The organism is Glycomyces amatae, assembly GCF_020991375.1.
Lineage (GTDB): Bacteria > Actinomycetota > Actinomycetes > Mycobacteriales > Micromonosporaceae > Glycomyces > Glycomyces amatae.
Map to the genome: position 1 here is coordinate 52,942 of NZ_JAJLQZ010000022.1, position 22,251 is coordinate 75,192.

The window sequence follows — 22,251 nt, forward strand, 5'->3', positions numbered from 1 at the left end:
AGTCGCACACGAAGGATTACACGTGCCAGGGACTGTCGCCGACCCCGTCGGCATCACCAACCCGCCGATCGACGACCTGCTCGAGAAGAGCCAGTCGAAGTATCAGCTGGTCATCTACTCGGCCAAGCGGGCGCGCCAGATCAACGCCTACTACTCGCAGCTGGGCGAAGGCCTGCTCGAGTACGTCGGCCCGCTCGTCGAGACCACGCCCGAGGAGAAGCCGCTGTCGATCGCCATGCGCGAGCTCGACAAGGGCCTCCTCGAAACGAAGGCGTTCGACGACCCCGAGGCGTAGGCCTTGAACGTCGTCCTGGGCGTGTCGGGCGGCATCGCCGCCTACAAGGCCTGCATACTGCTCCGCCTGCTCAAGGAGTCCGGCCACGACGTCCGCGTCGTGCCGACCGCGGCGGCGCTCAACTTCGTCGGTGAAGCCACCTGGGAGGCCTTGTCGGGCCACCCGGTGGCTTCCGGCGTGTTCACCGACGTCGACCAGGTCAAGCACGTGCGGTTCGGCCGCGAGGCCGACCTCGTGGTCGTCGCCCCGGCCACCGCGGACCTCCTCGCGCGCGCCGCGCACGGCCGCGCCGACGACCTCCTCACCTCCACGCTCCTGACCGCGACCTGCCCGGTCGTCTTCGCCCCGGCGATGCACACCGAGATGTGGCAGCACCCGGCCACCCGCGCCAACGTCGCCCTGCTGCGCGAGCGCGGCGCCCACGTGGTCGAGCCCGACTCGGGCCGCCTCACCGGCGCCGACACCGGCCCCGGGCGCCTGCCCGAGCCCGAGTCGCTCTTCGTCCTCCTCAAGGGCTTCCTCCGGCACCCGGCGCCGCTGCGCGACGCCGACCCCCGAACCGGAGCGGACGCTCCATCCGTTACCGGCCGACGCGACCTGGTCGGCCGCAAGGTCGTCGTCTCGGCCGGGGGCACCCGCGAGCCGATCGACCCGGTCCGCTTCATCGGCAACCACTCCTCGGGCCGCCAGGGGATCGCCCTCGCCGCCGCGGCCGCCGCGCGCGGCGCCGACGTCACCCTCATCGCCGCCCACGTGGACGCCCCCCTGCCCGCCGGCGTCCGCGTCGAGCGCGTCGCGACCACCGCCGAGCTCTACGACGCCACCGTCGAGGCCGCCGCCGGGGCCGACGCCGCGGTGCTCGCCGCCGCCCCGGCCGACTTCACCCCCAAGTCCTCCTCGGACCGCAAGCTCAAACGCAAGGGCGACCTCGACCTGGCCCTGACCTCGACGCCGGACATCGCCGCCGCGGTCGGCCGGACCAAGCGCCCCGGCCAGGTCCTCGTCGTCTTCGCGGCCGAGACCCACGACGGCCCCGAGCACGCCCGCGCCAAGCGCGAGGCCAAGAACGCCGACCTCGTGGTCCTCAACGACGTCTCCGGCGGCGCCGTGTTCGGCTCGGCGGAGAACTCGGTCACCCTCTTCGACGAACGTGGCGAAGTCGACGCGCTCGCCCACGCCTCCAAGGAATCGGTCGCCCACGCCATCTGGGACGCCGTTTCCGCAGCGCTGCCCTGACGCCGCTCCCGCTCAGTGGACGCCCGGGGCACCGCCTGGGCCCCGCGCGCCGAGTTGGTGGCAAGATCGGGACCGCATAGACTTGTGAGCTGCGAAGTCATTTGAGAGCGCCGCCCGGCGGCGTGGATATGTGTGTTGAGGAGTGCCGTGGCACGTCGCCTGTTCACCTCCGAGTCGGTCACCGAGGGCCACCCGGACAAGATCGCCGACCAGATCTCCGACGGGATCCTGGACGCCCTCCTGGGCGAGGACCCGCTGAGCCGCGTCGCGGTCGAAACCCTCATCACCACCGGCCAGGTGCACGTCGCGGGCGAGGTGACGACCCACGCGTACGCGGACATCCCGCGGATCGTGCGCGACACGATCCTGCGGATCGGCTACGACTCCTCCAAGAAGGGCTTCGACGGCGCCTCCTGCGGCGTGAACGTCTCGATCGGCGGTCAGAGTCCCGACATCGCCCAGGGCGTCGACAAGGCCTGGGAGTCCCGGCTGGACGCCGGGGAGCTCGACGAGCTCGACCTCCAGGGCGCGGGCGACCAGGGCCTGATGTTCGGCTTCGCGTGCCGCGAGACCCCCGAGCTGATGCCGCTGCCGATCGCCCTGGCCCACCGCCTCTCCCAGCGCCTCACCGAGGTCCGCAAGGACGGCACCGTGCCGTACCTGCGCCCGGACGGCAAGACCCAGGTCACCATCGAGTACGACGGGCTCAAGCCCGTGCGCCTGGACACCGTGGTCGTCTCCAGCCAGCACGCGCCCGACATCTCGCTCGACTCGCTGCTCGCCCCCGACATCGCCGAGCACGTCATCGCCCCGGTCGTCTCCGGCCTCGACCTCGACATCGCCGACTACAAGCTCCTGGTCAACCCGACCGGCCGCTTCGAGATCGGCGGCCCCATGGGCGACGCGGGCCTGACCGGCCGCAAGATCATCGTCGACACCTACGGCGGCTACGCCCGCCACGGCGGCGGCGCCTTCAGCGGCAAGGACCCGTCGAAGGTCGACCGCTCGGCCGCGTACGCCGCCCGCTGGGTCGCCAAGAACGTCGTGGCCGCGGGGCTCGCCGAGCGCTGCGAGGTCCAGGTCGCCTACGCGATCGGCAAGGCCAAGCCCGTGAGCATCGCGGTCGACACCCTCGGCACCGGCACCGTGGACCCCTCGCGGATCGAGCGCGCCGTGCTGGAGGTCTTCGACCTGCGCCCGGCCGCGATCATCCGCGACCTCAACCTGATCCGCCCGATCTACTCCAAGACCGCCGCGTACGGCCACTTCGGCCGCGAACTCCCGGAGTTCACCTGGGAGGCCACCGACCGCGCCGCCTCCCTCAAGGAGGCCGTCAACTAGCGCCCCACGGCTTCGCACCGGGCGCCCCCGACGGTCGGGGGCGCCCGGTATTTTATTCGGATGGACGAGTCCCCAGCCAGGTATGCCGCGGTCTGCGTGGACCACCCACTGCCGCAGCTCAACCAGCTGTTCGACTACCGCATCCCCGCCGAACTGCTCGACCGGGTCGAGCCCGGGTGCCGCGTGGCGGTCCGGTTCAGCAACCGCAGGCTCAAGGGCACCGTCCTCGCCGTCCGCGACCACGCCGACTTCTCCGGGACGATCCTGCCGATCCTCGACGTTCTCCCGCCCGGCCGGGTGCTCACCGCCGAGGTCGCCGGGCTCGCGCAGCGGATCGCCGACCGCTACGCGGGCAACCTCGCGGACGTCCTCCGCCTGGCCCTCCCCGAGCGGAAGGTCCGCGTCGAGAAGGAGCCCCCGGCCGAACGCCTGCCGGTGGACCCCCCGACCTCGACTCACTGGGATAGATATAACGCAGGCGAGGCATTCCTGCGCGCGGTGCGCGAAGGCAAGGCGCCGAGGATCGTCTGGAGCGCCCTGCCCGGCGAGGACTGGACCTCCCGCCTCGCCGAGGCCGCCGCGGCGGCGGCCGCGGCCGGCCGCGGAGCGCTGCTGGTGGTCCCCGACCAGTACGACCTCGAGCGGCTGGACCGCGCGCTGACCGCCGTGCTCGGCCCGGACCGGCACGTCACGCTCTCCAACGCCATGGGCCCCACGCCGCGGTACCGGTCCTTCCTCAAGGCGCTCCGCGGCGAGGTCCGCATCGTCGCCGGCACGCAGGTCGCGATGTTCGCCCCCGTGGACGACCTCGGCCTGGTCGCCGTCTGGGACGACGGCGACCAGAACCTCGTCAGCCTCCACGCCCCGCACCCGCACGCCCGGGAGGTGCTGCTGACCCGGGCCGAGCTCGCCGGGGCCGCCTGCGCGGTCGGCGGCTTCGCGCGGACGGCGCAGGCGCAGCTGCTGGTCGAGACCGGCTGGGCCGTCTCGGCCGCGGGCCGCCGCGACGCGCTGCGCGCAGCCGCGCCGCGCGTGGTCCCGATCGGCGACGACGCCGACCTCGCGATCGACCCCTCCAGCTCGACCGCCCGGCTGCCCTCGGTCGCCTGGGAGGCCGCCCGGAAGGCCCTCGGCGCCGACCTGCCGGTGCTGCTCCAGGTGCCCCGCCGCGGGTACGTCCCGGCGGTCTCGTGCCAGCGCTGCCGCGCCCGCGCGCTGTGCCCGGAGTGCACCGGGCCGCTGCGGCTGACCGGGCCGCGCCGGCCCCCGGTGTGCACCTGGTGCGGCCGGGTCGACGGCTCGCACCGCTGCGCCGAGTGCGGGTCGGACCGCATCAGGGCCGTGGTGATCGGGGCCGGGCGCACGGCGGAGGAGGTCGCGAGCGCGTTCCCCGGCGTCGAGGTGGTGGAGTCGAACGCGTCGGAGCGGCTCGACTCGGTCCCGGAGGGAGCGAGGGTCGTGGTGTCGACGCCGGGGGTCGAACCCGTCGCGCCGCGAGGCTACGGCGCGGTGCTGCTGGTCGACACGTGGGCGCAGCTGACCCGGGCCGAGCTCACCGCCTCCGAGGAGGCCCTGCGGATCTGGATGAACGCGGTGGCCCTGTGCGCCCCCGGCGGCACCGCGGTGGTCACCGCGGACGGCGGCCTGCCGGTGGTGCAGGCGCTGATCCGCTGGGACGCGGCGTGGTTCGCCGGGCAGGAGCTCGAGGACCGGGCCGAGCTCGGTTTCCCGCCGGTGATGAAGTTCGCGGCGCTGACCGGGCCGAACGGCGAGCCGGAGAAGCTGGCGGCCGACCTGCCGGCGGACCTGGGCGTCGAGGCGATCGGGCCGATCCCCGTGGACGAGCGCACCGAGCGGCTGCTGCTGCGGGTCCGGCGCCGGGACGGCGCGGCCCTGGCGGGCACGCTGGCGAGGGCGACCGCCGAGCGGGCGGGGGCCAGGGCCGAGCAGGTGCGGGTCCAGATCGACCCCCGCGAGATCGCCTGACCGGCGGGCCCCTTCGCGGCACAATGGGTGGATGCCCGTGTTCGTCGGCACGTCCGGCTGGCAGTTCCGCGAGTGGCGGGACGCGTTCTACTCCGGCGTCCCGCAGCGACGCTGGCTGGAGCGGTACGCAGGGCACTTCGCCACGGTCGAGAACAACAGCTCGTTCTACGGCCTGCCGGGCCGCGAGCGGTTCGAGGCCTGGCGCGAGCGGCTCCCGCCGGGTTTCATCATGGCGGTCAAGGCGAACCGCGAGCTCACGCATGTCGCGCGGCTGCGCGACCCGGCCGGGCACGTGGACCGGCTCGTCGAGGCGGCGGCCGGGCTCGGCGACCGGCTGGGGCCGTTCCTGCTGCAACTGCCGCCGTGGCTGCGGGCCGCTCCGGAGCGGCTGGCCGCGTGCCTGGACCGCTTTCCGGCGGGCGCGCGGGTCGCGGTGGAGCCGCGGCACCGGTCGTGGTGGAACGACGAGGTGCGCGGGCTGCTGACCGAGCGCGACGCGGCCCTGTGCTGGGCCGATCGGGGCGGTCGGCCGGTGGCGCCGCTGTGGCGCACCGCTTCGTGGGGGTATCTGCGGCTCCACGAGGGCCGGGCCCGGCCGGTGCCGAGCTACGGGGACGCCGCGCTGCGGTCGTGGTGCCGGCGCGTCGACGAGGCCTGGCCGCGGTCGGCCGACTGCCACGTCTACTTCAACAACGACCCGGGGCCGGCGCCGGTGCTGAACGCGTTGCGCTTCGCCGGGTTGATGCGCGGCCTCGGCCGCGAGGTCCCGGCCGCGGCAGGGGCATTACCGCTCGGCTTCGGCGGCCTCGTCGCGAGGCTTGCCGAACCTGCCCAGGACGCCGCGCCACAGGGCGCGGAGGCGCTCACGGAAGAAGTAGACGGCCGCGACGGCGATGAGGACGAACGGGATGGCGATCGGGAAGACCGTGGTGAAGCCGAGGACCACGATGAGGGACTCCACGCCGATCAGGGTCGCGACGCCCATGTAGCCGAAGATCGTCAGCGACTGCGCGCGGTAGGCGAGGGCGGCGATGGCGGTCCGGATGCGGCTCTCCCGTTGCTCGGTCACCGTTCCTGTATACCAGGGGCGCGGCGATCGGGCCCGTCTCAGGCGGTTCGCCGTCCGGCGCGGGGCGGTCGCGGCCGTCAGCCGAGGCGGTCGGCCAGTTCGAGCCGCTCGTAGGTCCCCAGGGCCTCGTGGCGGTGCAGGGCGCGCTCCCATTGGGTCCGTGCCCCGGCCTGGTCGCCGCGGGCCGCGAGCGTGTCGCCGAGGCCGTGGCGGGCCCGGGCCTCCTCGTACGGGTTGCCGAGGGCCTCGGCGAGTTCGAGGGCCTCGAGGTGGAGCCGCTCGGCCGCGTCGGGGTCGCCGGAGGCCAGGTAGGCGAAGCCGGCCTCGTTGAGGGCGATCAGCCGCTGCTCGGCGCGCGCGGTCGTCGCGGTCGCGTCGAGGGCGGCCTCGGCCAGCTCGGCCGCCTCCGCGCGGCGGCCCCGGCGGGCCTGGATCCACGCGAAGAGGCTGCGGGCGACGGTCAGCCCGTAGTGGTTGCCGCTGCGGTTGTAGGCGTCGAGGGCCTGTTCGAGCAGTGCGGCGGCGGCATCCAGGTCGTCCGCGCGCATCCGCAGCCGCCCGAGGTCCAGCAGCGCCCCGCCGAGGTCGACGTGCCAGCCCAGGTCGGTGAAGATCTTCAGCGATCCCTCGAAGGCGTCCTTGGCCTCCCCGTGGGCGCCCAGGAGCATGTCGAGGTGGGCGATCTCGGTGCGGCACTTCGTTTCCAGTCCGGCCTCGCCGAGGTCGCGGTAGCCCTCGGCGGCCTCGGCCGCGCAGGCGCGGGCCTCGGCGAGCCGCCAGCGCTCGAAGTGGCACCAGCCGATGGCCGCCAGCGAGGACACCGCGCCCAGGCCGTGGCCGAGTTCGAGGGACAGGCCGCGGGCCTCGTCGAGGCGGCGTTCGGCCTCGTCGTACCGGTTGAGGTCCCTGAGCGTGTTGCCCATCTGCCGCAGCAGCCTGGCCTCGTGGGCGCGGTCGCCGAGGGCGCGGGCGGCGGTGAACGCGATGTCGAGGTTGGCGAGGGCCTCGGTGTGGAATCCGCGCGTGCTCAGGTGCCGCCACATGGTCGCGGCGAGCCGGCCGGCGTGCCAGGGGTGCCCCGCCGCGGCGGCGTGGCGCATCATCTCGCCGATCAGGTCGTGGCGGGCGTCGAGCCAGAGGACGGCGTCGCGGGAGTCGCCGAACTCGGGCACCGGCACGTCGGTGTCGGGAGTGGTCTCGGCGTCGAATCCGTGCACGAGCCGGTGGCATCGGGCGAGGGTCGCCAGGTACCAGTCGTAGAGGCGGTCGAGTGCGGCGTCCCGCTCGCTCCCGGGGAGCCGTTCGGCCTGCTCGCGTGCGTAGGCGCGGACGAGGTCGTGGACGCTCCAGCGGCCTTCGGCGGCCGGTGCGGCGAGGTGGACGGCGGCGAGCCGGTGGAGGGCGGCGTCGGCGGCCGCCGTGTCCGTGCCGGTGAGGGCGGCGATCCCGGCGGGTTCGAACTCGGTGGCGGGGTGGAGGCCGACGGCGTCGAGGACCCGGCGCTCGGCGGGCTCGAGGCGGTCGCGGGTGAGGTCGAGGCACGCGCGCAGTCCGGCGGCCTCGTCGCCGGGGAGGTCGAGGTTCGCCAGGGGCGCCCCGGCGATGCGGTCGCGGAGGTCGCCGAGGGGCTGCTCGGGGCGGGCGAGGGTCTGGCAGGCGGCCAGGCGCAGGGCGAGGGGGAGGTCGCCGCAGGCGGCGGCGAGGCCGCGGGTGGCCTCGGGGTCGGCGGCGACGCGTTCGCGGCCGATCATGGCGCCCAGGAGGTCCATGGAGGCCTCGCGGGTGAGCGGGGCGAGGCGCAGGTGGGGGACGCCGTGGGTGGCGGTGAGGCCGAACAGGTCGGTGCGGGCGGTGATGAGGGCGGTGGACCCGCCGGCGCCGGGCAGGAGGTCGCGCAGCTGCTCGGGGCTGAGGGCGTTGTCGAGGACGACGAGGACGCGGCGGTGGCTCAGGAGCGAGCGGTACATCGCGGCCCGCTCGTCGCCGTCCTGCGGGACCTCTTCGGGGTCGGTGCCGAGCGCGGTGAGGAAGCGCTGGAGGACGGGGGCGGGGCCGAGCGGGGCGCTGCCGGAGAAGCCGCGGAGGTCGATGTAGAGCTGGCCGTCGGGGAAGGCGTCGGGGGAGCGGTGGGCCCAGTGGAGGGCGAGGGCGGTCTTGCCGACGCCGGCGGGGCCGGCGATGACGACCGCGCGGGGCGAGGCCTCGCGGGCGTGCCGGTCGATGAGGCGCAGTTCGCGTTCGCGGCCGATGAAGGCGTGGGGCGCGGAGGGGAGCTGGCGGGGGACCAGGCCGGTGTCGGTGACGTCGGCGGCGGCGATGCGGCCGCACTGGGCGAGCCAGGTGTCGACGGCGGCCTCGTCGCCGCCGCAGGCGCGGACGAGCGCGGCGACGACTTCGGCGCGGGGGATCGCGTCGCGGTTGAGGACGGCGGCGAGGGTGCTGGTGGGGAGCCAGTCGCCGCGGTCGCGGGCGCGGCGGCTGATCTCGCGGATGCTCAGGCCGGAGGCGGCGCGCAGCTCGCGGAGCAGGGCGACCAGTTGGGGGGCCGAGGCCGCCGCGGAGGGGTCCAGGCCGTCGGGGGAATGGCGCACCTCACGATTCTACAGAGGATCCGCCAGGCGGGGGGCTCCTGTCCCGGACGTTCCGGGACGCCCGCAACCCTTGCGGCACTGGCGCATCGATGGTGCACTCGAACCGTCCCCGAAGGCCGTGCGCCTTCGCGGCCTCCCCATGAGAAAGGCGATGCCCCATGGTCGCTCCGACGCAGTTCCCCGGCCCGAAGCACGCTGAGATGGTCAAGGACTACCTGGCGGTCTTCGAGGACATCCTGACGGTGCGGTGGAAGCGGCAGGCGGCCTTGGACTTCCGCGGGAACCGGCACATCGTCAACCGGCTGTCCGCGACGGACGTGAAGTCCTGTGTGCTCGTGTGGCCGCGACTGAGCGACCCGGACGTGTTCTACCACCGCGGGTTCTGCGACTACGGGTTCTGGGCCGAGGGCGACGCGGACAAGGCGCCGCCGTCCACCTGTAGCGGGAGGCTCCCGCCGAATATGGCGGGCGTGGAGGTCACGGACAAGCGGACCGGTCGCACCGCACCGCTGCCGGCGCAGGTGCAGTGCCCCATGCCGCAGGTCATGGAGCAGGTCCCGCAGTGGGCGAAAGCGGAGTGCAGCGCGCTCTACCGGCGCATCCCCTTGTTCGACCACCAGAAGCAGGAGGAGCTCGGCGCCGGTTACGCCGCCCTTCAGGCCATCAGCACCGCGCTGTACGCGGGTGACTCCGACGACGGCGGCAAGGGCTCGAAAGGCGCCGGGGACCTGTCGGCCCTGATCGAGGACCTGCCGAGCGACGCCTCGGTGTTCGACGAGTGGTGGGAGGCCTGGACCGGCCTGGCCGCCGACGCGCTCCGCCATGGGTTCATGGTGTCGCCCAAGCCGACCCGCAGGAGCCACTACGACCTCGCGACTTCGCTGGCCATGCGCGTGCACCTCCGCGCCGGCATCATCGAGTTCGGCCGCAACAACGTCATCGGCGCGATCGAGGGCGCGACCCGGGCGCTGTACGCGACGAGCACGACGACCTCGGAGGGGACCGCCGGCTGGAAGACCATGCAGGGCGTCGGCGACTTCTTGGCGCTCGTCGGCGGCCCGAAGGGCGCCGCCGCGGGCGGCGCGATCTCGCTCATCGGCTTCCTCGGCGAGCAGATGTTCCCCGTGCCCGTCAAGCAGGTCGACTTCAGCGGCGACTTCAAGAAGATCGTCGTCGACCTCGGTGCCAAGATCGACGAGGTCCGCACCGAGGTGGAGTCCAAAGAGGGGGAGTACGCGGCGGCGGTGTCCGAGCTCCGCGACCGCATCAACGGCAAGAGCGGCTTCGAACTGGAACTGTACGACCTGACCGAGAACCACGCGTCCGGCGACGACGCCCGAAAGTCCGAGAAGTTCTCGGTCTCGGTCGACATGGTCATGTCGCTCGCCGAGCAGTGCGGCAAGATCGCCATCGGCTATGAGGGGCTGCTGGCCCATTTCAAAGGCGCCTACAAGGCCGAAGGGCAGCTCGCCGACAAGGACGGCATCGCGCGCCCGGCCGACGTCGACGTCATGGCGCTGAACCGGGAGTTCGAGCAGTACATGCGGACCGCGACCGCGCGGTACTACCTCGCCCGCGACCAGATCAGAGAGGCGGCCGAAGACTACGACGAGGCCGATGGGAACGCCGCCCAGGACTTCGAGCGGATCATGGGGGACCCGGACATGCGCAAGACCATGGACAAGACTTCCGAGCTGGACCTCGAGGCCGAGGCCGCTGACACGCAGCGCCCCGCAGGAGCCGACACCGACCCTTACGAGGACGGCACGTACGTGACCCGGAAGTCCCAGGAAGCGGCGGCGTCGTAGCGCGGCGCGGCCGCGCCCTCAGGAGACCCGGGCCGGGGATGTGGGAACGCTCCGGTCCGACCGCTCCGGCCGCCCCGCGAATCCGCTGCGCGGGGCGGCCGGGCCACTTCCTCCGCGGCGACCGATGAATCCCGGCGCGCCGCCTCGTCTCGACTGGTGCAGCCAACGCATCGGAACCGTTCGGAAGGACGTCACCACCATGCAGAAGATCGTCACCAACATCTGGTACGACGGGGACGCCGAAGAGGCCGTCGCCTTCTACGTGTCCCTGTTCCCCGGTGCCAAGGTCACCGGCACCATCCCCTTCGTCGAGGACGCCCACGGCACCCCCGGCAAGGTCATGGTCGTGAACTTCGAGCTCGCCGGGCAGTCCTTCACCGCCATCAACGGCGACGACTCGGCCAAGCACGACCACGCCATGTCGCTCCTGGTCAACTGCGACGACCAGGCCGAGGTCGACCGCCTGTGGGACGCCGTCCTCGCGGGCGGCGGCAGGGAGATCGAGTGCGGCTGGGTCGCCGACAAGTGGGGCGTCAACTGGCAGATCTGGCCCTCCGCGGCCGACGACTACGTCGGCGGCCCCGACAAGGAGGCCGCCATGCGCGCCACCGAGGCGATGTACAAGATGAAGAAGATCGACCTCCAGGGCCTCAAGGACGCCTACGAGGGCCGGTAGCGCCGCAGGTCCCGGATCCCCCGCCCGGGGGACCCGGGCCACGCCGCGGAGGGAGGCCCCCGGGGCCCGCCTCGGCGACACTGGAGCCGTGAACGACCGCTGGCACAATGGCCCCATGCGCCTGATCGCCCCGCTCTGGTCCCGGGCCACCTACCGCGGGTGGGTCTGGATGATCCTCGGCGGGGCGCTCATGATGCCGTTCATGATGGTCGGCGCCGTCTTCTACAACTGGCGCCGCCCCGAGAGCGGCTTCGACGGCATCCTCCACCCCGCCGTCTACCTCGGCGTCCTCCCGCTCGTCGCCGCCGTCTCCCTGCTCCTGCCCGACCGCGAGGTCGAGCGCACCGCCGCCCGCCGCCTCCTCGACGCCCGGTTCGCCTCCCCCGACGACGGCACCTGGAACGCGCGCTGGCGCACCGGCTGCTGGTTCACCCTCCACGCCGCGGTCGGCGGCCTCGTCAGCGGCGTCACGCTGGCCACGGTGCCCTTCACCGTCTACCTCGCCTACTACGGCACCCTCCTGGCGACCGGCGGGCTCGCCGAGCCCCCGGACCCCTACTGGGGCTGGTTCGTCGAGTGGGGGACGGTCACCGGGCCGCTGCTGCTGGCCGCCCTCATCGGCTTCGTCGCCGCCGCCACCGCGGGCATGAAGGCCCTCGCGCCGAGGCTGCTGGGGCAGAGCGCCGCCGACCGCCTGGCCGCCTCCCGGGCCGAGTCCGCCCGCCTGGCCGCCCGCAATCGCATCGCCCGCGAACTGCACGACTCGGTGGGCCACGCCCTGTCGGTCGTCGTCGTCCAGTCCGAGGCCGCCGCCCGCCTCATCGCCGCCGACCCCGCCTTCGCGGCCGAGGCCATGACCGCCGTCGGCGAGACCGCCCGCGGCGCCCTCGCCGAACTCGACGCCGTCATCGGGGCCCTGCGCGAGGACCGGGACGGCTCCCGGGCCCCGCAGCGCGACCTCGCCGACCTCGAGGCGCTCGCGGCCGAGTCCGGGGTCGACGCCGACCTCCAGGTCACCGGCGACCCCGGCGCCCTGAGCCGCCTGGCCTCCCGCGAGATCTACCGGATCGTCCAGGAGTCGCTGACGAACGTGCTGCGCCACGCCGACGAGCCCCGCGCGGCCGTGGCGGTCGCGGTGGGGGAGCGGGAGTGCACCGTCACCGTCACCAGCCCCGCGGCCCGCAGGCCCCGCCGCCGGACCGGCAGGGGCGGGCGCGGCCTCATCGGCATGGCCGAGCGCGCCGCCGTGCTCGGCGGGACCGCCGAAACCGACTGGACCCCCGGGCGGTGGACCGTCCGGGCCGCCGTTCCGCTCGAGACCGGGAAGGCCGAGGAATGACCGCACCGCTGCGCATCGCGCTGATCGACGACGAGGCCCTGATCCGCTCCGGGTTCGCCGCCATCATCGGCGCCGAACCCGACCTGGAGGTCGTGGCCGAAGGGGCCGACGGGGTCGACGCGCTCGCCATCGCCCGCTCCGGCAGGGCCGACGTGATGCTCATGGACGTGCGGATGCCGAAGGTGGACGGCATCCAGGCCACCGAACGGATCGTGTCCGAACTGGACGATCCGCCGAAGATCCTGGTGGTCACCACCTTCGACAACGACGACTACGTGTGGCAGGCGCTGCGGGCCGGCGCCGACGGGTTCCTGCTCAAGCGCACCCGCCTCGAGGACCTCCTGGCGGCCGTGCGGCTCGTGGCCCGCACCGACGCGCTCCTGTTCCCCGAGGCCGTCCGGCGCCTCGCCGCGGCCACACCGAAACGCAAGCCGCCCAAAGGGATCAATGACTTGAGCGACCGCGAGCGCGAGGTCCTCACCCTCGCGGCCCGCGGCCTGTCGAACGCCGAGATCGCGGCCGAGCTGTTCCTCGGCCGCGAGACCGTCAAGACCCACCTGAGCAGCGTCTACACCAAGCTCGGCGTCCGCGACCGCACGCAGGCCGTGATCGCGGCCTACGAAGGCGGCCTCGTCTGAGCGCAGGCCCCGGCGGCGCGGCCGGACCCCGGCCCAGAGATTGCGGACGCCCCGAGGCCCTGTTGACGAACTCCCGGGGTGGCGGGGTCCGAGTCCATGAGTCGGTTCGGGCCGCAAGGCGGCAGGCGCTCCGGATACCGGTGTCGTATCCGGAGGGCCGACGACGCGGTGGTGCGAGCCATCGACCGGACGCCACGCAGCGGCGTCCGGCCCGGGTGGTCGCGGGAGGGCGGCCGGATGCCGACCGGTAGCGTCCCTGAACATCACACCTAGGAGGCGGCGGGGGATCCCTGACGGCCGTCGTCCGGCCCGCCTCCCGTCGCGCCACTCGGACCGGTACGGCCGCGCCGCATACGTCTCCGCCGCCCGCCACCGCCTCCTAGGCGTCGAAGACGGTCGCGCCCTCGACCGCGGCGTCCTCCGCGGTGAAGCCGTCGGAGGCGATGCCCGGGACCGCGCCGCCGTCGGTCAGGACGCCGCCGTCCGCGAACGCGCCGCCTCCGGTCGACCCGGCGTCGGACTCGGCGGCGGCGAACGCCGTCGTCGCCTCCTCGTCGGCCTCGCCGCCGCTCGCGGCCACCGCCGCCAGCGCCGCCTCCATGCCGTGCAGGGTCCCCCGCAGGTACTGGAGGTTCCGCCAAGTGGCGGCGTGGAACTCCAGGTACCGCCCCGCCGCGTCGGCCGCGCCCGGCGCGGTCCCGAACGCCGGGGCCCGGCTCAGCGTCCCGGTGCCCAGCACGGGCACCACCTGGTTCTCGAGCGTCTCGAGCAGCCCCAGCAGGAACTGCCGGTACTCCTCGATCGCCTCGGGGTCGAACACCCGCTCCTGCGCCATCGCGCGCCTCCTCTAGCTGTAGGGGTCGTCGCCGGGCCTGACGTAGCCCCAGACGTTCTCGGTCTCGCGGAAGGCGAGGTCCTCCTCCTCGGCCTCCTCGTCCTCTTCGGACTTCTCAGAGCGCTTGCGGGCGTCGGCCGCCTGCTGCCCGCCCACCACCGCGGTCCTGGCGCCGACACCGCCGCCCGAGCCGCCGGTCGACCCGGCCGGACCGGCCGTCCCCGCCGGGCCGAACACCCCCGGAGCCGTCGCGCCGTAGACCGCGCCGCCGCCGGTCACCGCCCCGCCCGCGGCCGCGGGCGCGACCGGGACGCCGCCACCGCCACCGCCGCCGAAGCCGAGCCCGCCCCCGGCGGCCAGGCCGCCCGAGACCGCGCCGTCCACCGCGGCCGGCCCGTCCGAGGACGCCTTCTCCTCCGCCGCCACCTCCTCGGTGCGCACCGAGCCGTCCCCGCCGGGCGGGACCGGGGTCGGGTCCTGCGTCGCCTGCGGGACCGCCGGCGGCGCGGGCTGCTCCATCGGAGGCGGCTCCAAGTCCATGTAGGACGCGTCCGCGACGTCCGGGCAGGGCCGGTCCGCCCCGCCCGCGCTCAACGCCGCCAACTGCTCGCTCTGGCCCGCCCGCTTCTCGCCGATCGCCTCGTCGATCGCGGCGTGCCGCTCGGCGTACCCGGCCAGCTCCGACGCGATGCGGTCGCCGAAGGCGGCCGCGGCCTCCTCGCCCGCCTGCAACCGGTCCTGCGGCAGCACCCCCGCGACCGGTGCCGCCGAAGGCCCCGACCGCTGCTCGATGAAGGCCCGGACCTCGGCGGCCAGCGCGGCGTCCGCGCCGCCGAGCCCGAGCGCCCGCTCGGCCTCCTCGCAGGTCATCAGGATGCAGTCGCCGTGCCACCAGCCGGGCCTGACATGGACCGCGACCAGGTTCGTCCACCCGCCCTCGGCGCCGACCATCGGCGCCGGATAGGGGAGCTCGCCCGAGTCCCCGCCTTGGAGCGTGTAGATCGCCTCCTCGCGGTGCTCGAGCTCCCCGGTCGCGTCCTCGATGTCGTCCAGCACGCCCTGCACGAGCCCGCGGACCTGGTCGACCTGGTCGGCGAAAGCGTCGAAGTCCGTTCCGGCCCAACCGGACGACAGCTCGGCGAGCTTCGTCCTGATCAGGCCCGGCCAGTCGCCCATCACCGCGGCGACCTCCTCGTCCCAGCCGGTGCGCAGGCGCCGCACCGAGAACGCGTCCGGGTCCAGCGGGCGCACCGCGCCGACCGCCGAGCGGAAGTCGTCCTCGGTCGGGTAGGACATCCCCTCGCAGCGGGGTGTGAACCGGCCCAGCTGCCCCTCGACCGGCACGGCCGAGACCAGCTGCTCCCAGTCGGCCTCGGCCGGGTGCGCCACCGGATGCGGGCAGGTCCCCGCCGCGCACCCGGCCCGCTCCGCGCCGGACCCGCCCGTGTCGCCGAAGGCGATCTCCGAGCTGGCGGTCGCGGTCTCCATCCCCGTGTAGGCCGAATCGTCGTACCCGTAGAGCGCGTCGTCGTAGGCCGCGCCCCCGTCGAGGACGACGGCGTCCTCGACGGCCGGCTCGGCGTACGCCGCCGGATCGGCCTCGAAGACCGTCACGTACTCCGAACCCGCGTCGCCCGCGGGGGCCGAGCCCTCGATGAAACCCGCGTCGGTCATGCCGGTGCACCTCCCTGGTCGCTCCTGGTGGTGCGCCAATGGAAGAACGGCCCGCCACGGAATCGCCCCGACTTCGCTCCAGCGGGGTCGGGACGGGGCTGGGGCGGCCCGGGGCACATTGCAGTGGAGGCCCCGGGCACGCCCCGGGCGCGGCACGTCGGAGGAGGAACGGCATGGACGTGTTCATGGAAGTGGAGCGGGTGCGCGGCGGCGGCGCGGACCTGGAGAGCCTCGCGCCGGGGGCCCGCCGGGCCTCCGAGCGCGTGCAGGCGCCCGCCGAGACCGCCGCGTCGGCCAACGCCGGGTTCTTCACCGGCGAGGCGGGCGTCCAGTGGCAGGCCGCGCTCGGCGCCGTCACCGAAGGCGTCGAGCGGCGCCTCGCCTGGCAGGGCGTGCAGGTGACCGGCAGCGCCGACGATTTCGACGGGGCCGACCGCGGGGTCGGCGGCGACCTCGCGGCGATCGAGCGGGCCATGCCCGCGCGGCGCGGATAGGAGGCCCCCATGCCCACGTATGCGGAGGCGCTGGCCGCCGACCCGTCCGGGTTCGTCGACTACGCCGCGGAGATGACCTCGGCCGGGACCGACCTGACCGACCACCGGGCCGAGTACGACGATCTGGTCGCCGCCATCAACACGGGCTGGCGGGACCGGGCGAACACCGCGTTCAACGACGACGTCGCCACCGTCGACGCCCATGTGGACGAGGTGGTCTCGCAGGTCGACCAGGCCGCCGAGCTGCTGGGGACCGGCGGCGGGCAGATGGCGTCGCAAGTGGAGCAGTTGCAGGCCGCCGACGCGGCCTACCGCGGCGCCGGGTTCAACGTGCAGGCCGAGCCGCGCGTCGAGCTCGGGGCCGTCCACTGGGCGGCGATCGCCGCCGCCGGGCCGTTCGGGCCCGTGCTCCAGGCCGTCTACCAGGCCCGCGCCGACGAGGGGACGAGGCGGCTCCGGCTCGGCCTCGCGATGCTCACCGCGACCGACGCCATCACCGGCGCCGCCCTGACCGCGGCGGCGCAGGAGCTCAAGCCCTTGGAGGACAAGGGCGGCCCCGACAACACGATCTGCCCGCCGGTCGTCGGCGAGGACGACGGACCCGGCCGGGACGAGCCGGGCCGCAAGGGCGAGGACGAGTCCGGCGAGAAGACCGCCGAGGACCGGGACGGCAAGGGCGAGAAGGACGAGGACGACGACAAGTCCGGAAAGGACGATGACGGGGACGGCGACAGGACCGAGGACGACAGGGAGCAGCGGGACGACCGACCCGACCCCGAACAGCGGACCGAAGCCCCGCAACCGGACGCCGACCGGCCCGAAGGCCAGGTCCCCGGCATGGAGCAGCCCGATCTCGCCGCGCCCGAGGTCCCCGACTACCAGGGCCCCGACCTGGCCGCGCCCGAGGTCCCCGACTACCAGGGCCCCGACCTGGCCGCGCCCGAGATCCCCGAGTACGAGAGCACCTGGGACCCGGGCGAACTCGGCGACGCCGAACCTATGTCCGGCGGCCTGGCCGCCGGCGGCGGCATCGGCGGCGGCCTCCCCAGCGGCGGCGCCGGTGCGGCGGACCTGCCCTCCGGCGGTTCGGGCACCGCGCCCGGCGGGGTCTTCGCGTCCACGGCCGCGGGCGGGGCGCCCGCCGCGGGGACCGGTTCCGGTGCCAGGCCCGGCGCGGGCGGCTTCATGGGCGCCCCCGGCGCCCGCGGCGCGGCCGTCCCCGACGACGAGGTCGAACGCGAGTCGTTCCTGGTCGAGGACCCCGAAGAGGACGTGTGGGGCATCGGCACCGCCGAGGGCAACCCCTACGTCGACTACCAGGAGGAGCAGTCCGCCCAGAGCGAGCTGCCGCCCCTGCCGCCGGTCGAGGAGATCCCCCCGTTCACCCTCCCCGGCTTCGACCTGCCCGCCGACAAGCCCTGACGCCGTGGGGGACCGGGCCGCGCCCGGTCCTCCACGGCGCGCCGGTCGGCTCGATGAGGCGGCCGGGCCGCATCCCGCCGGGTCGGCGGACACCGCTTCGGCGGGGTCCGCCGCCGCGCAGCGTCCGTTGCAGTGGCGCCGCCGGGACGCCCGCCCGGCCCGCCGCCCGACTCCGCAGGCGGCGGGCCGGTCCCGTCAGCGCGGCACCGCGTCCACGAGCGCCGCCAAGCGGTCGGCCGCGCGCCGCTGCGCCAGCCCGATCGCCGCGGAGGCCTCCGCGGCGAGCTGCTCGTACTCGGTGTCCACGGTGATGTTCGGGACCGTGAACCGGAACGCGGTCAACCGCCCCGCCAAGGTCACCTCGGCCTCGCACACGTCGTCCTCCCCGCCGCCGGACGCGAACCGCTCGGGCGAGCGCGCCGTCCACTCCCGCAGGTCCGCCGAGCGCGGATCGGGCGCGCACCGCGCCAGCAGGTCCGCGCCGATCCGCTCGACGCGCATGACGTGCTCCGCCCGGGCCTCCTCGGCCGCGTCCCAGGCCGCCTCGATCGCCTTCGCCACCGCCCTGCCGCTCATGCGGTCCACCGTGGGGCTCAGCGCCAGCGACCCCAGCCGCCCGGTGTAGTCCAGCCGCAGCCACACCACCCGTCCCGCGTCGGTGCCGTCGAATCCGGCGCCCATCAGCTGCCCGGCGATCGCCCCCGCCCGCGCCGCCGCCTCTGCCGCCGCCGCGACCCGCTCGCGCGTCGGCGCCTCCGACAGCACCCGCACGGCGTGGTCCCGCATCGGACCCTCGGGCAGCTGCGCGGCTGCGGCGCGCGCCGCCGCGAGACGGTCCTCGTATCCCTCCGGAATCGCGATCCTGTCCATCGGGGCCTCCTCTTCGACTCGTTCGATACGGCCTCCCCGGATGCTCGCCCACGCCTCCCCAGATCCGCCCTCGAATCGTCACGCCTCGCCGACCGGGCCCCGCCCGTCCTTGTGGGACACTGGAGTCCCCCTTTCCGCGGTGCTGAAAGCGACGACGCCATGACCCTCGACGTGCGCCTCCTCGGGCCCCTGGAGGTCCGCGTGGACGGGCGCACGACCGCCATCCCCCGGGGCAACGCCACCACCGTCCTCGCCCTCCTGCTCGACGACGCGGGCAAAGCGGTCCCCGTCAGCGGCCTCGTCGCCGGCGTCTACGCCGACGACCTGCCCCTCGACCCCGAGGCCCAGATCCAGAACACCGTCGGCGTCCTGCGCGGCCGCCTCGGCCCCGCCCGCGACCGCATCGAGACCGTCGGCCGGGCCTACCGCTTCCGCATCGACGAGACCGAGCTGGACACCCTGCGCTGCAAGGCGAGCGAGTCCCAGGCCCGCGAGCTGCGCCGCGAGGGCCGCAGCGGGCGGGCCGCCGAGGTCCTGCGCGAGGCCCTCGGCGAGTGGCGCGGGCCCGCGCTGGCCGACCTGCCCGGCCGCGCCGCCGGGGCCATCGGCCGCCGCCTCGACGAGTACCGGCTCACCCTCCTCGAGCAGCGCATCGACGCCGACATCGACGCCGGCCGCGCCCCCGGCGCCGTCCAGGAGCTGCGCCAGATCCTCGCCGTCCACGACACCCGCCAGCGCCTCGTCGCCCTCCTGATGCGCGCCCTCCACGAGTGCGGGCGCACCGCCGAGGCCCTGGCGGCCTTCGCCGACCTCAAGGAGCGCCTCGCCGACGCCCTCGGCGCCGACCCCAACCGCGAACTGGTCGAGCTGCACACCGCGATCCTGCGCGACCAGACCGCCGCGCCCGCTCCCGCGGCCCTCCCCGAACCCGCGCCCTCGGCCCCCGCGATGCTCCCGCGCGCCACGCCCCGCTTCACCGGCCGCGAGCGCGAGGTCCGGGCCCTGGACCGCTTCCTCATGGACGCCGGGTCCGAGGCCGGACTGGCCGCCGTCACCGGCATGGGCGGCGTCGGCAAGACCGCGCTCGCCGTCCGCTGGGCCCACCGGGTCGCCCACCGCTTCCCCGACGGCCAGCTCTACTTCAACCTGCGCGGCTTCGACCCCGCCGCGCCCGCCGCCGACCCCGAGGCCGTCCTCGGCGAGGCCCTCGCCGCCCTCGGCGCGGCGCCGCCCCCGGGCCTGGACGAGCGGGTCGGCCTGTACCGCACCCTCCTCGCCCGGCGGCGCGTCCTGATCGTGCTCGACAACGCCCGCGACGCCGCCCACGTCCGGCCGCTCCTGGCGACCGCCCCCGGCAGCTTCACGATCGTCACCAGCCGCGACCGGCTCGTCGGCCTCGACACGCACGAGGGGGCCGAGACGGTCCCGCTCGGCCCGCTGTCCGCGGCCGAGTCCGAGGCGCTGCTGGCCAGGCGGATCGGGCCCGAGCGGGCCGCCGCCGACCGCGCGGCCGTCGCCCGGATCGCCGGGGCGTGCGGCGGACTCCCCTTGGCGCTCACGCTCGCCGGCTCCCGGGCGGCCGGGCCCGAACCGGTCGGCGTCCTCGCCGACCGGTTCGCCGCCTCGCCCGACGTCCTCGGGGTCCTCGCCGCCTCCGACACCGCCTCGGACCTCCGCACCGTCTTCGACAGCTCCTACCAGCTGCTGGGGGAGCGAGACGCGCTCGCGTTCTGCCTGTTCGGCCTCCACCCCGGGCCGGACCTGACGCCCGCGGCGGCCGCCAGCCTCATGGGCGCCGCGCCCGGCGAAGCCCGGGCCGCGCTGGCCGGGCTCGCCGAGTCCAACCTGGTCGAGCGGCTCCCGGGGGAGCGGTACGCCATGCACGGCCTGCTGCGCGAGTACGCCGCCGAGTGCTTCGCCGACGAGGTGCTCGACGCCGAGCGGCGCGCCGCGGCGCTGCGCATGGTGGAGCACTACCTGTACGCCGCGCACGGTGCCGACCGGTTCCCGGCGGGCGGCCACCGGATCGAGCTCGGTCCGGCCGCGCCCGGCGTCCACCTCGAACCGGTCGCGGACGCGGCGGGCGCCGCCGCCTGGTTTGCGGCCGAGCGCCGCGTCCTGTCGGGGCTGCTGCGCACCGAGTCGGGGTTCCAGGCCGACCTGCGCGTCTGGCAGCTCGGCTGGCTCCTGGCCGAGCGGCTGCCCGACCGCGGCGCGGGCCGCGAGCTGCTCGAGGTCCAGCGCGCCGCGCTCGCGGCCGCCGAGCGGCGCGGCGGCGCGTTCGAACGGGCGGTCTCGTTGGGCTACTTGAGCATCGCCTACGGGGAACTCGGCGAGCGGGACCGCGCCCGCGAGTGCGCGGAGCGGTCCGCGGCCCTGGCCGAGCGCGACGGCGGGACCTGGGTGCGCGGCTTCGCGGCCTACGCCCGGGCCAGGGCCGTCCCCCCGGCCGACCCCCGGACCGCCGAGCGAGCCCGCCTCGCGCGGGACCGGTTCCGCGCCGCAGGGGACCGACTGTGGGAGGGCCGGGCGGCCGCGCTCACGGCCCGCGAACTCCCCGACGCCGCGTAATCGCAGCTCACAGCCCTGTTAAAGCCGCCTCTCCATCGGAGTTGACACCGCGCGCCCTCCTCGTGCTATGGTTCATTAGTCAAGTAATGAACCTCTGAACCAACGAACCGACTGACACGAAGGAGGCGAGATGTTCGATGACGGCGCACCGATCTATCGGCAGATCGCCGATCAGATCAAGGCCGAGATCATGAATGGATCGCTCGAACCGGGAGGCAAGGTCATGTCGACCAACCAGTACGCCGCGTTCTACCAGATCAACCCGGCCACCGCTCAGAAGGCGTTCCGGGAGCTGGTCGACGAGGGCGTCCTCTACAAGCAGCGCGGGGTCGGCATGTTCGTCGCCGACGACGCCCGCGACAAGCTCGCCGCCGACTTCCGCGACCGCTTCTTCGAACGGGTCCTGGCCCCCCTGGTCCGCGAGGCCCGCCAGGCCGGCATCCCCCTGACCGACATCATCGACTACCTCCGCGCCAGCCACGACGCCGGCGGCGCGGTAGACCAGACCGAGAAAGGCGCCCTCCAATGAGCTTCACCGTCAACCTCCGCGACGTCACCCTCAAGTACGGCGACTCCGACGCCCTCGCCGACGTGGACCTGACCCTCGAGGCCGGGAAGATCTACGGCCTGCTCGGCCGCAACGGCGCCGGCAAGACCAGCCTGCTCAGCCTCATCGCCGCGTTCCGCAAGCCCACCACCGGGCAGATCCTCGTCGGCGGCGAACCGGTCTGGGAGAACGCCCCGATCGTCTCCCGCGTCGCCCTCATCCGCGAAGGCGGCGACTTCGACGACTCCGACTACGTCAAGGCCGCCATCGAGACCGGCCAGATCCGCCCCGGCTTCGACACCGACTACGCCTACAAGCTCGCCGACCGGTTCGAGCTGCCGCTGAAGAAGCGGGTCCGCGAGCTCTCCCGCGGCAAGCGCTCGACCCTGGCCGCCGTCTGCGGCCTCGCCGCCCGCGCCGAGCTCACCATGTTCGACGAGGTCCACCTCGGCATGGACGCCCCCACCCGGGACGCGTTCTACAAGGAGCTCCTCGCCGAGTACATGGACCGGCAGCACACCGTCATCCTCTCCACCCACCTCATCGACGAGGTCGCCAACTACCTCGAGGAGGTCGTCATCGTCGACCGCGGCCGCATCCTGCGCCACGAGGACGTCGAGACCTTCCAGGGCATGGGCGCCACCCTCACCGGGCAGGCCGACGCCGTCGACGCCGTCGCCGCGGGCCTCGAAGTCCTCGCCGAGCAGCGCCTCGGCGGCACCAAGAGCGTCACCGTCGCGACCCGCCTCGACGCCCCGACCCGCGAGCGCGCCGCCGCGGCCGGGATCGAGATCGGCCCCGTCGGCCTCCAGGACCTCTTCATCCACCTCACCGAGCCCGGCAAGAACGGAGCCTGACG

General features: G+C 74.6%; 18 protein-coding genes. 14 read left to right on the forward strand and 4 right to left on the reverse strand.

The window, feature by feature from the left end; translation table 11 throughout:
* The first annotated feature begins 22 nt into the window (after positions 1–22).
* The 5 genes from rpoZ (at position 23) to LO763_RS24085 (ending at position 6,041) form a co-directional block, all read left to right on the forward strand.
* Positions 23–295 carry a DNA-directed RNA polymerase subunit omega gene (gene rpoZ / locus LO763_RS24065; protein ID WP_230789961.1) on the forward strand — a complete coding sequence of 91 codons (273 nt, stop codon included), beginning with the start codon at positions 23–25 and terminating at the stop codon, positions 293–295.
* A gap of 3 nt (positions 296–298) precedes the next feature.
* On the forward strand, positions 299–1,531 hold the full coding sequence (locus LO763_RS24070) for a bifunctional phosphopantothenoylcysteine decarboxylase/phosphopantothenate synthase (RefSeq protein ID WP_230789964.1): 1,233 nt from the start codon (positions 299–301) through the stop codon (positions 1,529–1,531).
* A 147-nt stretch (positions 1,532–1,678) separates the two neighbouring features.
* Positions 1,679–2,872 carry a methionine adenosyltransferase gene (metK, locus tag LO763_RS24075; RefSeq protein WP_230789966.1) on the forward strand — a complete coding sequence of 398 codons (1,194 nt, stop codon included), beginning with the start codon at positions 1,679–1,681 and terminating at the stop codon, positions 2,870–2,872.
* Positions 2,873–2,932: 60 nt separating this feature from the next.
* The gene (locus tag LO763_RS24080; protein ID WP_230789968.1) at positions 2,933–4,858 is read left to right on the forward strand and encodes a primosomal protein N' family DNA-binding protein; all 1,926 of its coding nucleotides are present in this window, start codon (positions 2,933–2,935) and stop codon (positions 4,856–4,858) included.
* Between the two features lie 31 nt (positions 4,859–4,889).
* The gene (locus tag LO763_RS24085) at positions 4,890–6,041 is read left to right on the forward strand and encodes a DUF72 domain-containing protein (RefSeq protein WP_230789970.1); all 1,152 of its coding nucleotides are present in this window, start codon (positions 4,890–4,892) and stop codon (positions 6,039–6,041) included.
* Here LO763_RS24085 and LO763_RS24090 read toward each other — a convergent pair.
* Positions 6,005–8,518, reverse strand: coding sequence for an ATP-binding protein (locus LO763_RS24090; protein WP_230789972.1), 2,514 nt, complete (start codon positions 8,516–8,518; stop codon positions 6,005–6,007). The two genes, LO763_RS24085 and LO763_RS24090, sit on opposite strands and share 37 nt — an antisense overlap.
* A 158-nt stretch (positions 8,519–8,676) precedes the next feature.
* Between LO763_RS24090 and LO763_RS24095 the strand changes: the two genes are divergently transcribed.
* The 4 genes from LO763_RS24095 (at position 8,677) to LO763_RS24110 (ending at position 12,979) form a co-directional block, all read left to right on the forward strand.
* Positions 8,677–10,326: a hypothetical protein gene (locus LO763_RS24095; RefSeq protein WP_230789974.1), complete on the forward strand. Its 1,650-nt coding sequence runs from the start codon at positions 8,677–8,679 to the stop codon at positions 10,324–10,326.
* Positions 10,327–10,525: 199 nt separating this feature from the next.
* Complete coding sequence (locus tag LO763_RS24100; protein WP_230789977.1) at positions 10,526–11,002, forward strand: VOC family protein; 477 nt, start codon at positions 10,526–10,528, stop codon at positions 11,000–11,002.
* Positions 11,003–11,090: 88 nt separating this feature from the next.
* On the forward strand, positions 11,091–12,341 hold the full coding sequence (locus LO763_RS30125; RefSeq protein ID WP_230789981.1) for a sensor histidine kinase: 1,251 nt from the start codon (positions 11,091–11,093) through the stop codon (positions 12,339–12,341).
* The gene (locus LO763_RS24110; RefSeq protein ID WP_230789984.1) at positions 12,338–12,979 is read left to right on the forward strand and encodes a response regulator transcription factor; all 642 of its coding nucleotides are present in this window, start codon (positions 12,338–12,340) and stop codon (positions 12,977–12,979) included. Before LO763_RS30125 ends, LO763_RS24110 begins: the two co-directional genes overlap by 4 nt.
* Positions 12,980–13,358: 379 nt before the next feature.
* Here the strand turns inward: LO763_RS24110 and LO763_RS24115 are convergent, their stop codons facing one another.
* Both LO763_RS24115 and LO763_RS24120 read right to left on the reverse strand, forming a co-directional pair.
* The gene (locus LO763_RS24115) at positions 13,359–13,814 is read right to left on the reverse strand and encodes a hypothetical protein (RefSeq protein ID WP_230789986.1); all 456 of its coding nucleotides are present in this window, start codon (positions 13,812–13,814) and stop codon (positions 13,359–13,361) included.
* Between the two features lie 12 nt (positions 13,815–13,826).
* Positions 13,827–15,488, reverse strand: coding sequence for a hypothetical protein (locus LO763_RS24120; RefSeq protein WP_230789988.1), 1,662 nt, complete (start codon positions 15,486–15,488; stop codon positions 13,827–13,829).
* A gap of 173 nt (positions 15,489–15,661) precedes the next feature.
* On the opposite strand from LO763_RS24120, the gene LO763_RS24125 reads away from it, so the two are divergent.
* Both LO763_RS24125 and LO763_RS24130 read left to right on the forward strand, forming a co-directional pair.
* The gene (locus tag LO763_RS24125) at positions 15,662–15,982 is read left to right on the forward strand and encodes a hypothetical protein (protein WP_230789990.1); all 321 of its coding nucleotides are present in this window, start codon (positions 15,662–15,664) and stop codon (positions 15,980–15,982) included.
* A gap of 9 nt (positions 15,983–15,991) precedes the next feature.
* Positions 15,992–17,404 (forward strand): WXG100 family type VII secretion target, encoded by a 1,413-nt coding sequence (locus LO763_RS24130; protein ID WP_230789992.1) that lies wholly within the window; start codon positions 15,992–15,994, stop codon positions 17,402–17,404.
* Positions 17,405–17,599: 195 nt separating this feature from the next.
* On the opposite strand, the gene LO763_RS24135 is transcribed toward LO763_RS24130, so the two are convergent.
* Positions 17,600–18,274 (reverse strand): hypothetical protein, encoded by a 675-nt coding sequence (locus LO763_RS24135; RefSeq protein ID WP_230789994.1) that lies wholly within the window; start codon positions 18,272–18,274, stop codon positions 17,600–17,602.
* 159 nt (positions 18,275–18,433) lie between these two features.
* Between LO763_RS24135 and LO763_RS24140 the strand changes: the two genes are divergently transcribed.
* The 3 genes from LO763_RS24140 (at position 18,434) to LO763_RS24150 (ending at position 22,249) form a co-directional block, all read left to right on the forward strand.
* The gene (locus tag LO763_RS24140; protein ID WP_230789996.1) at positions 18,434–20,845 is read left to right on the forward strand and encodes an AfsR/SARP family transcriptional regulator; all 2,412 of its coding nucleotides are present in this window, start codon (positions 18,434–18,436) and stop codon (positions 20,843–20,845) included.
* A 130-nt stretch (positions 20,846–20,975) separates the two neighbouring features.
* A complete protein-coding gene (locus LO763_RS24145; RefSeq protein ID WP_230789997.1) occupies positions 20,976–21,374 on the forward strand; it encodes a GntR family transcriptional regulator in 399 nt (132 codons plus the stop codon).
* On the forward strand, positions 21,371–22,249 hold the full coding sequence (locus tag LO763_RS24150; protein ID WP_230789999.1) for an ATP-binding cassette domain-containing protein: 879 nt from the start codon (positions 21,371–21,373) through the stop codon (positions 22,247–22,249). The genes LO763_RS24145 and LO763_RS24150 overlap by 4 nt, the downstream gene beginning before the upstream one ends.
* Positions 22,250–22,251: the final 2 nt, after the last annotated feature.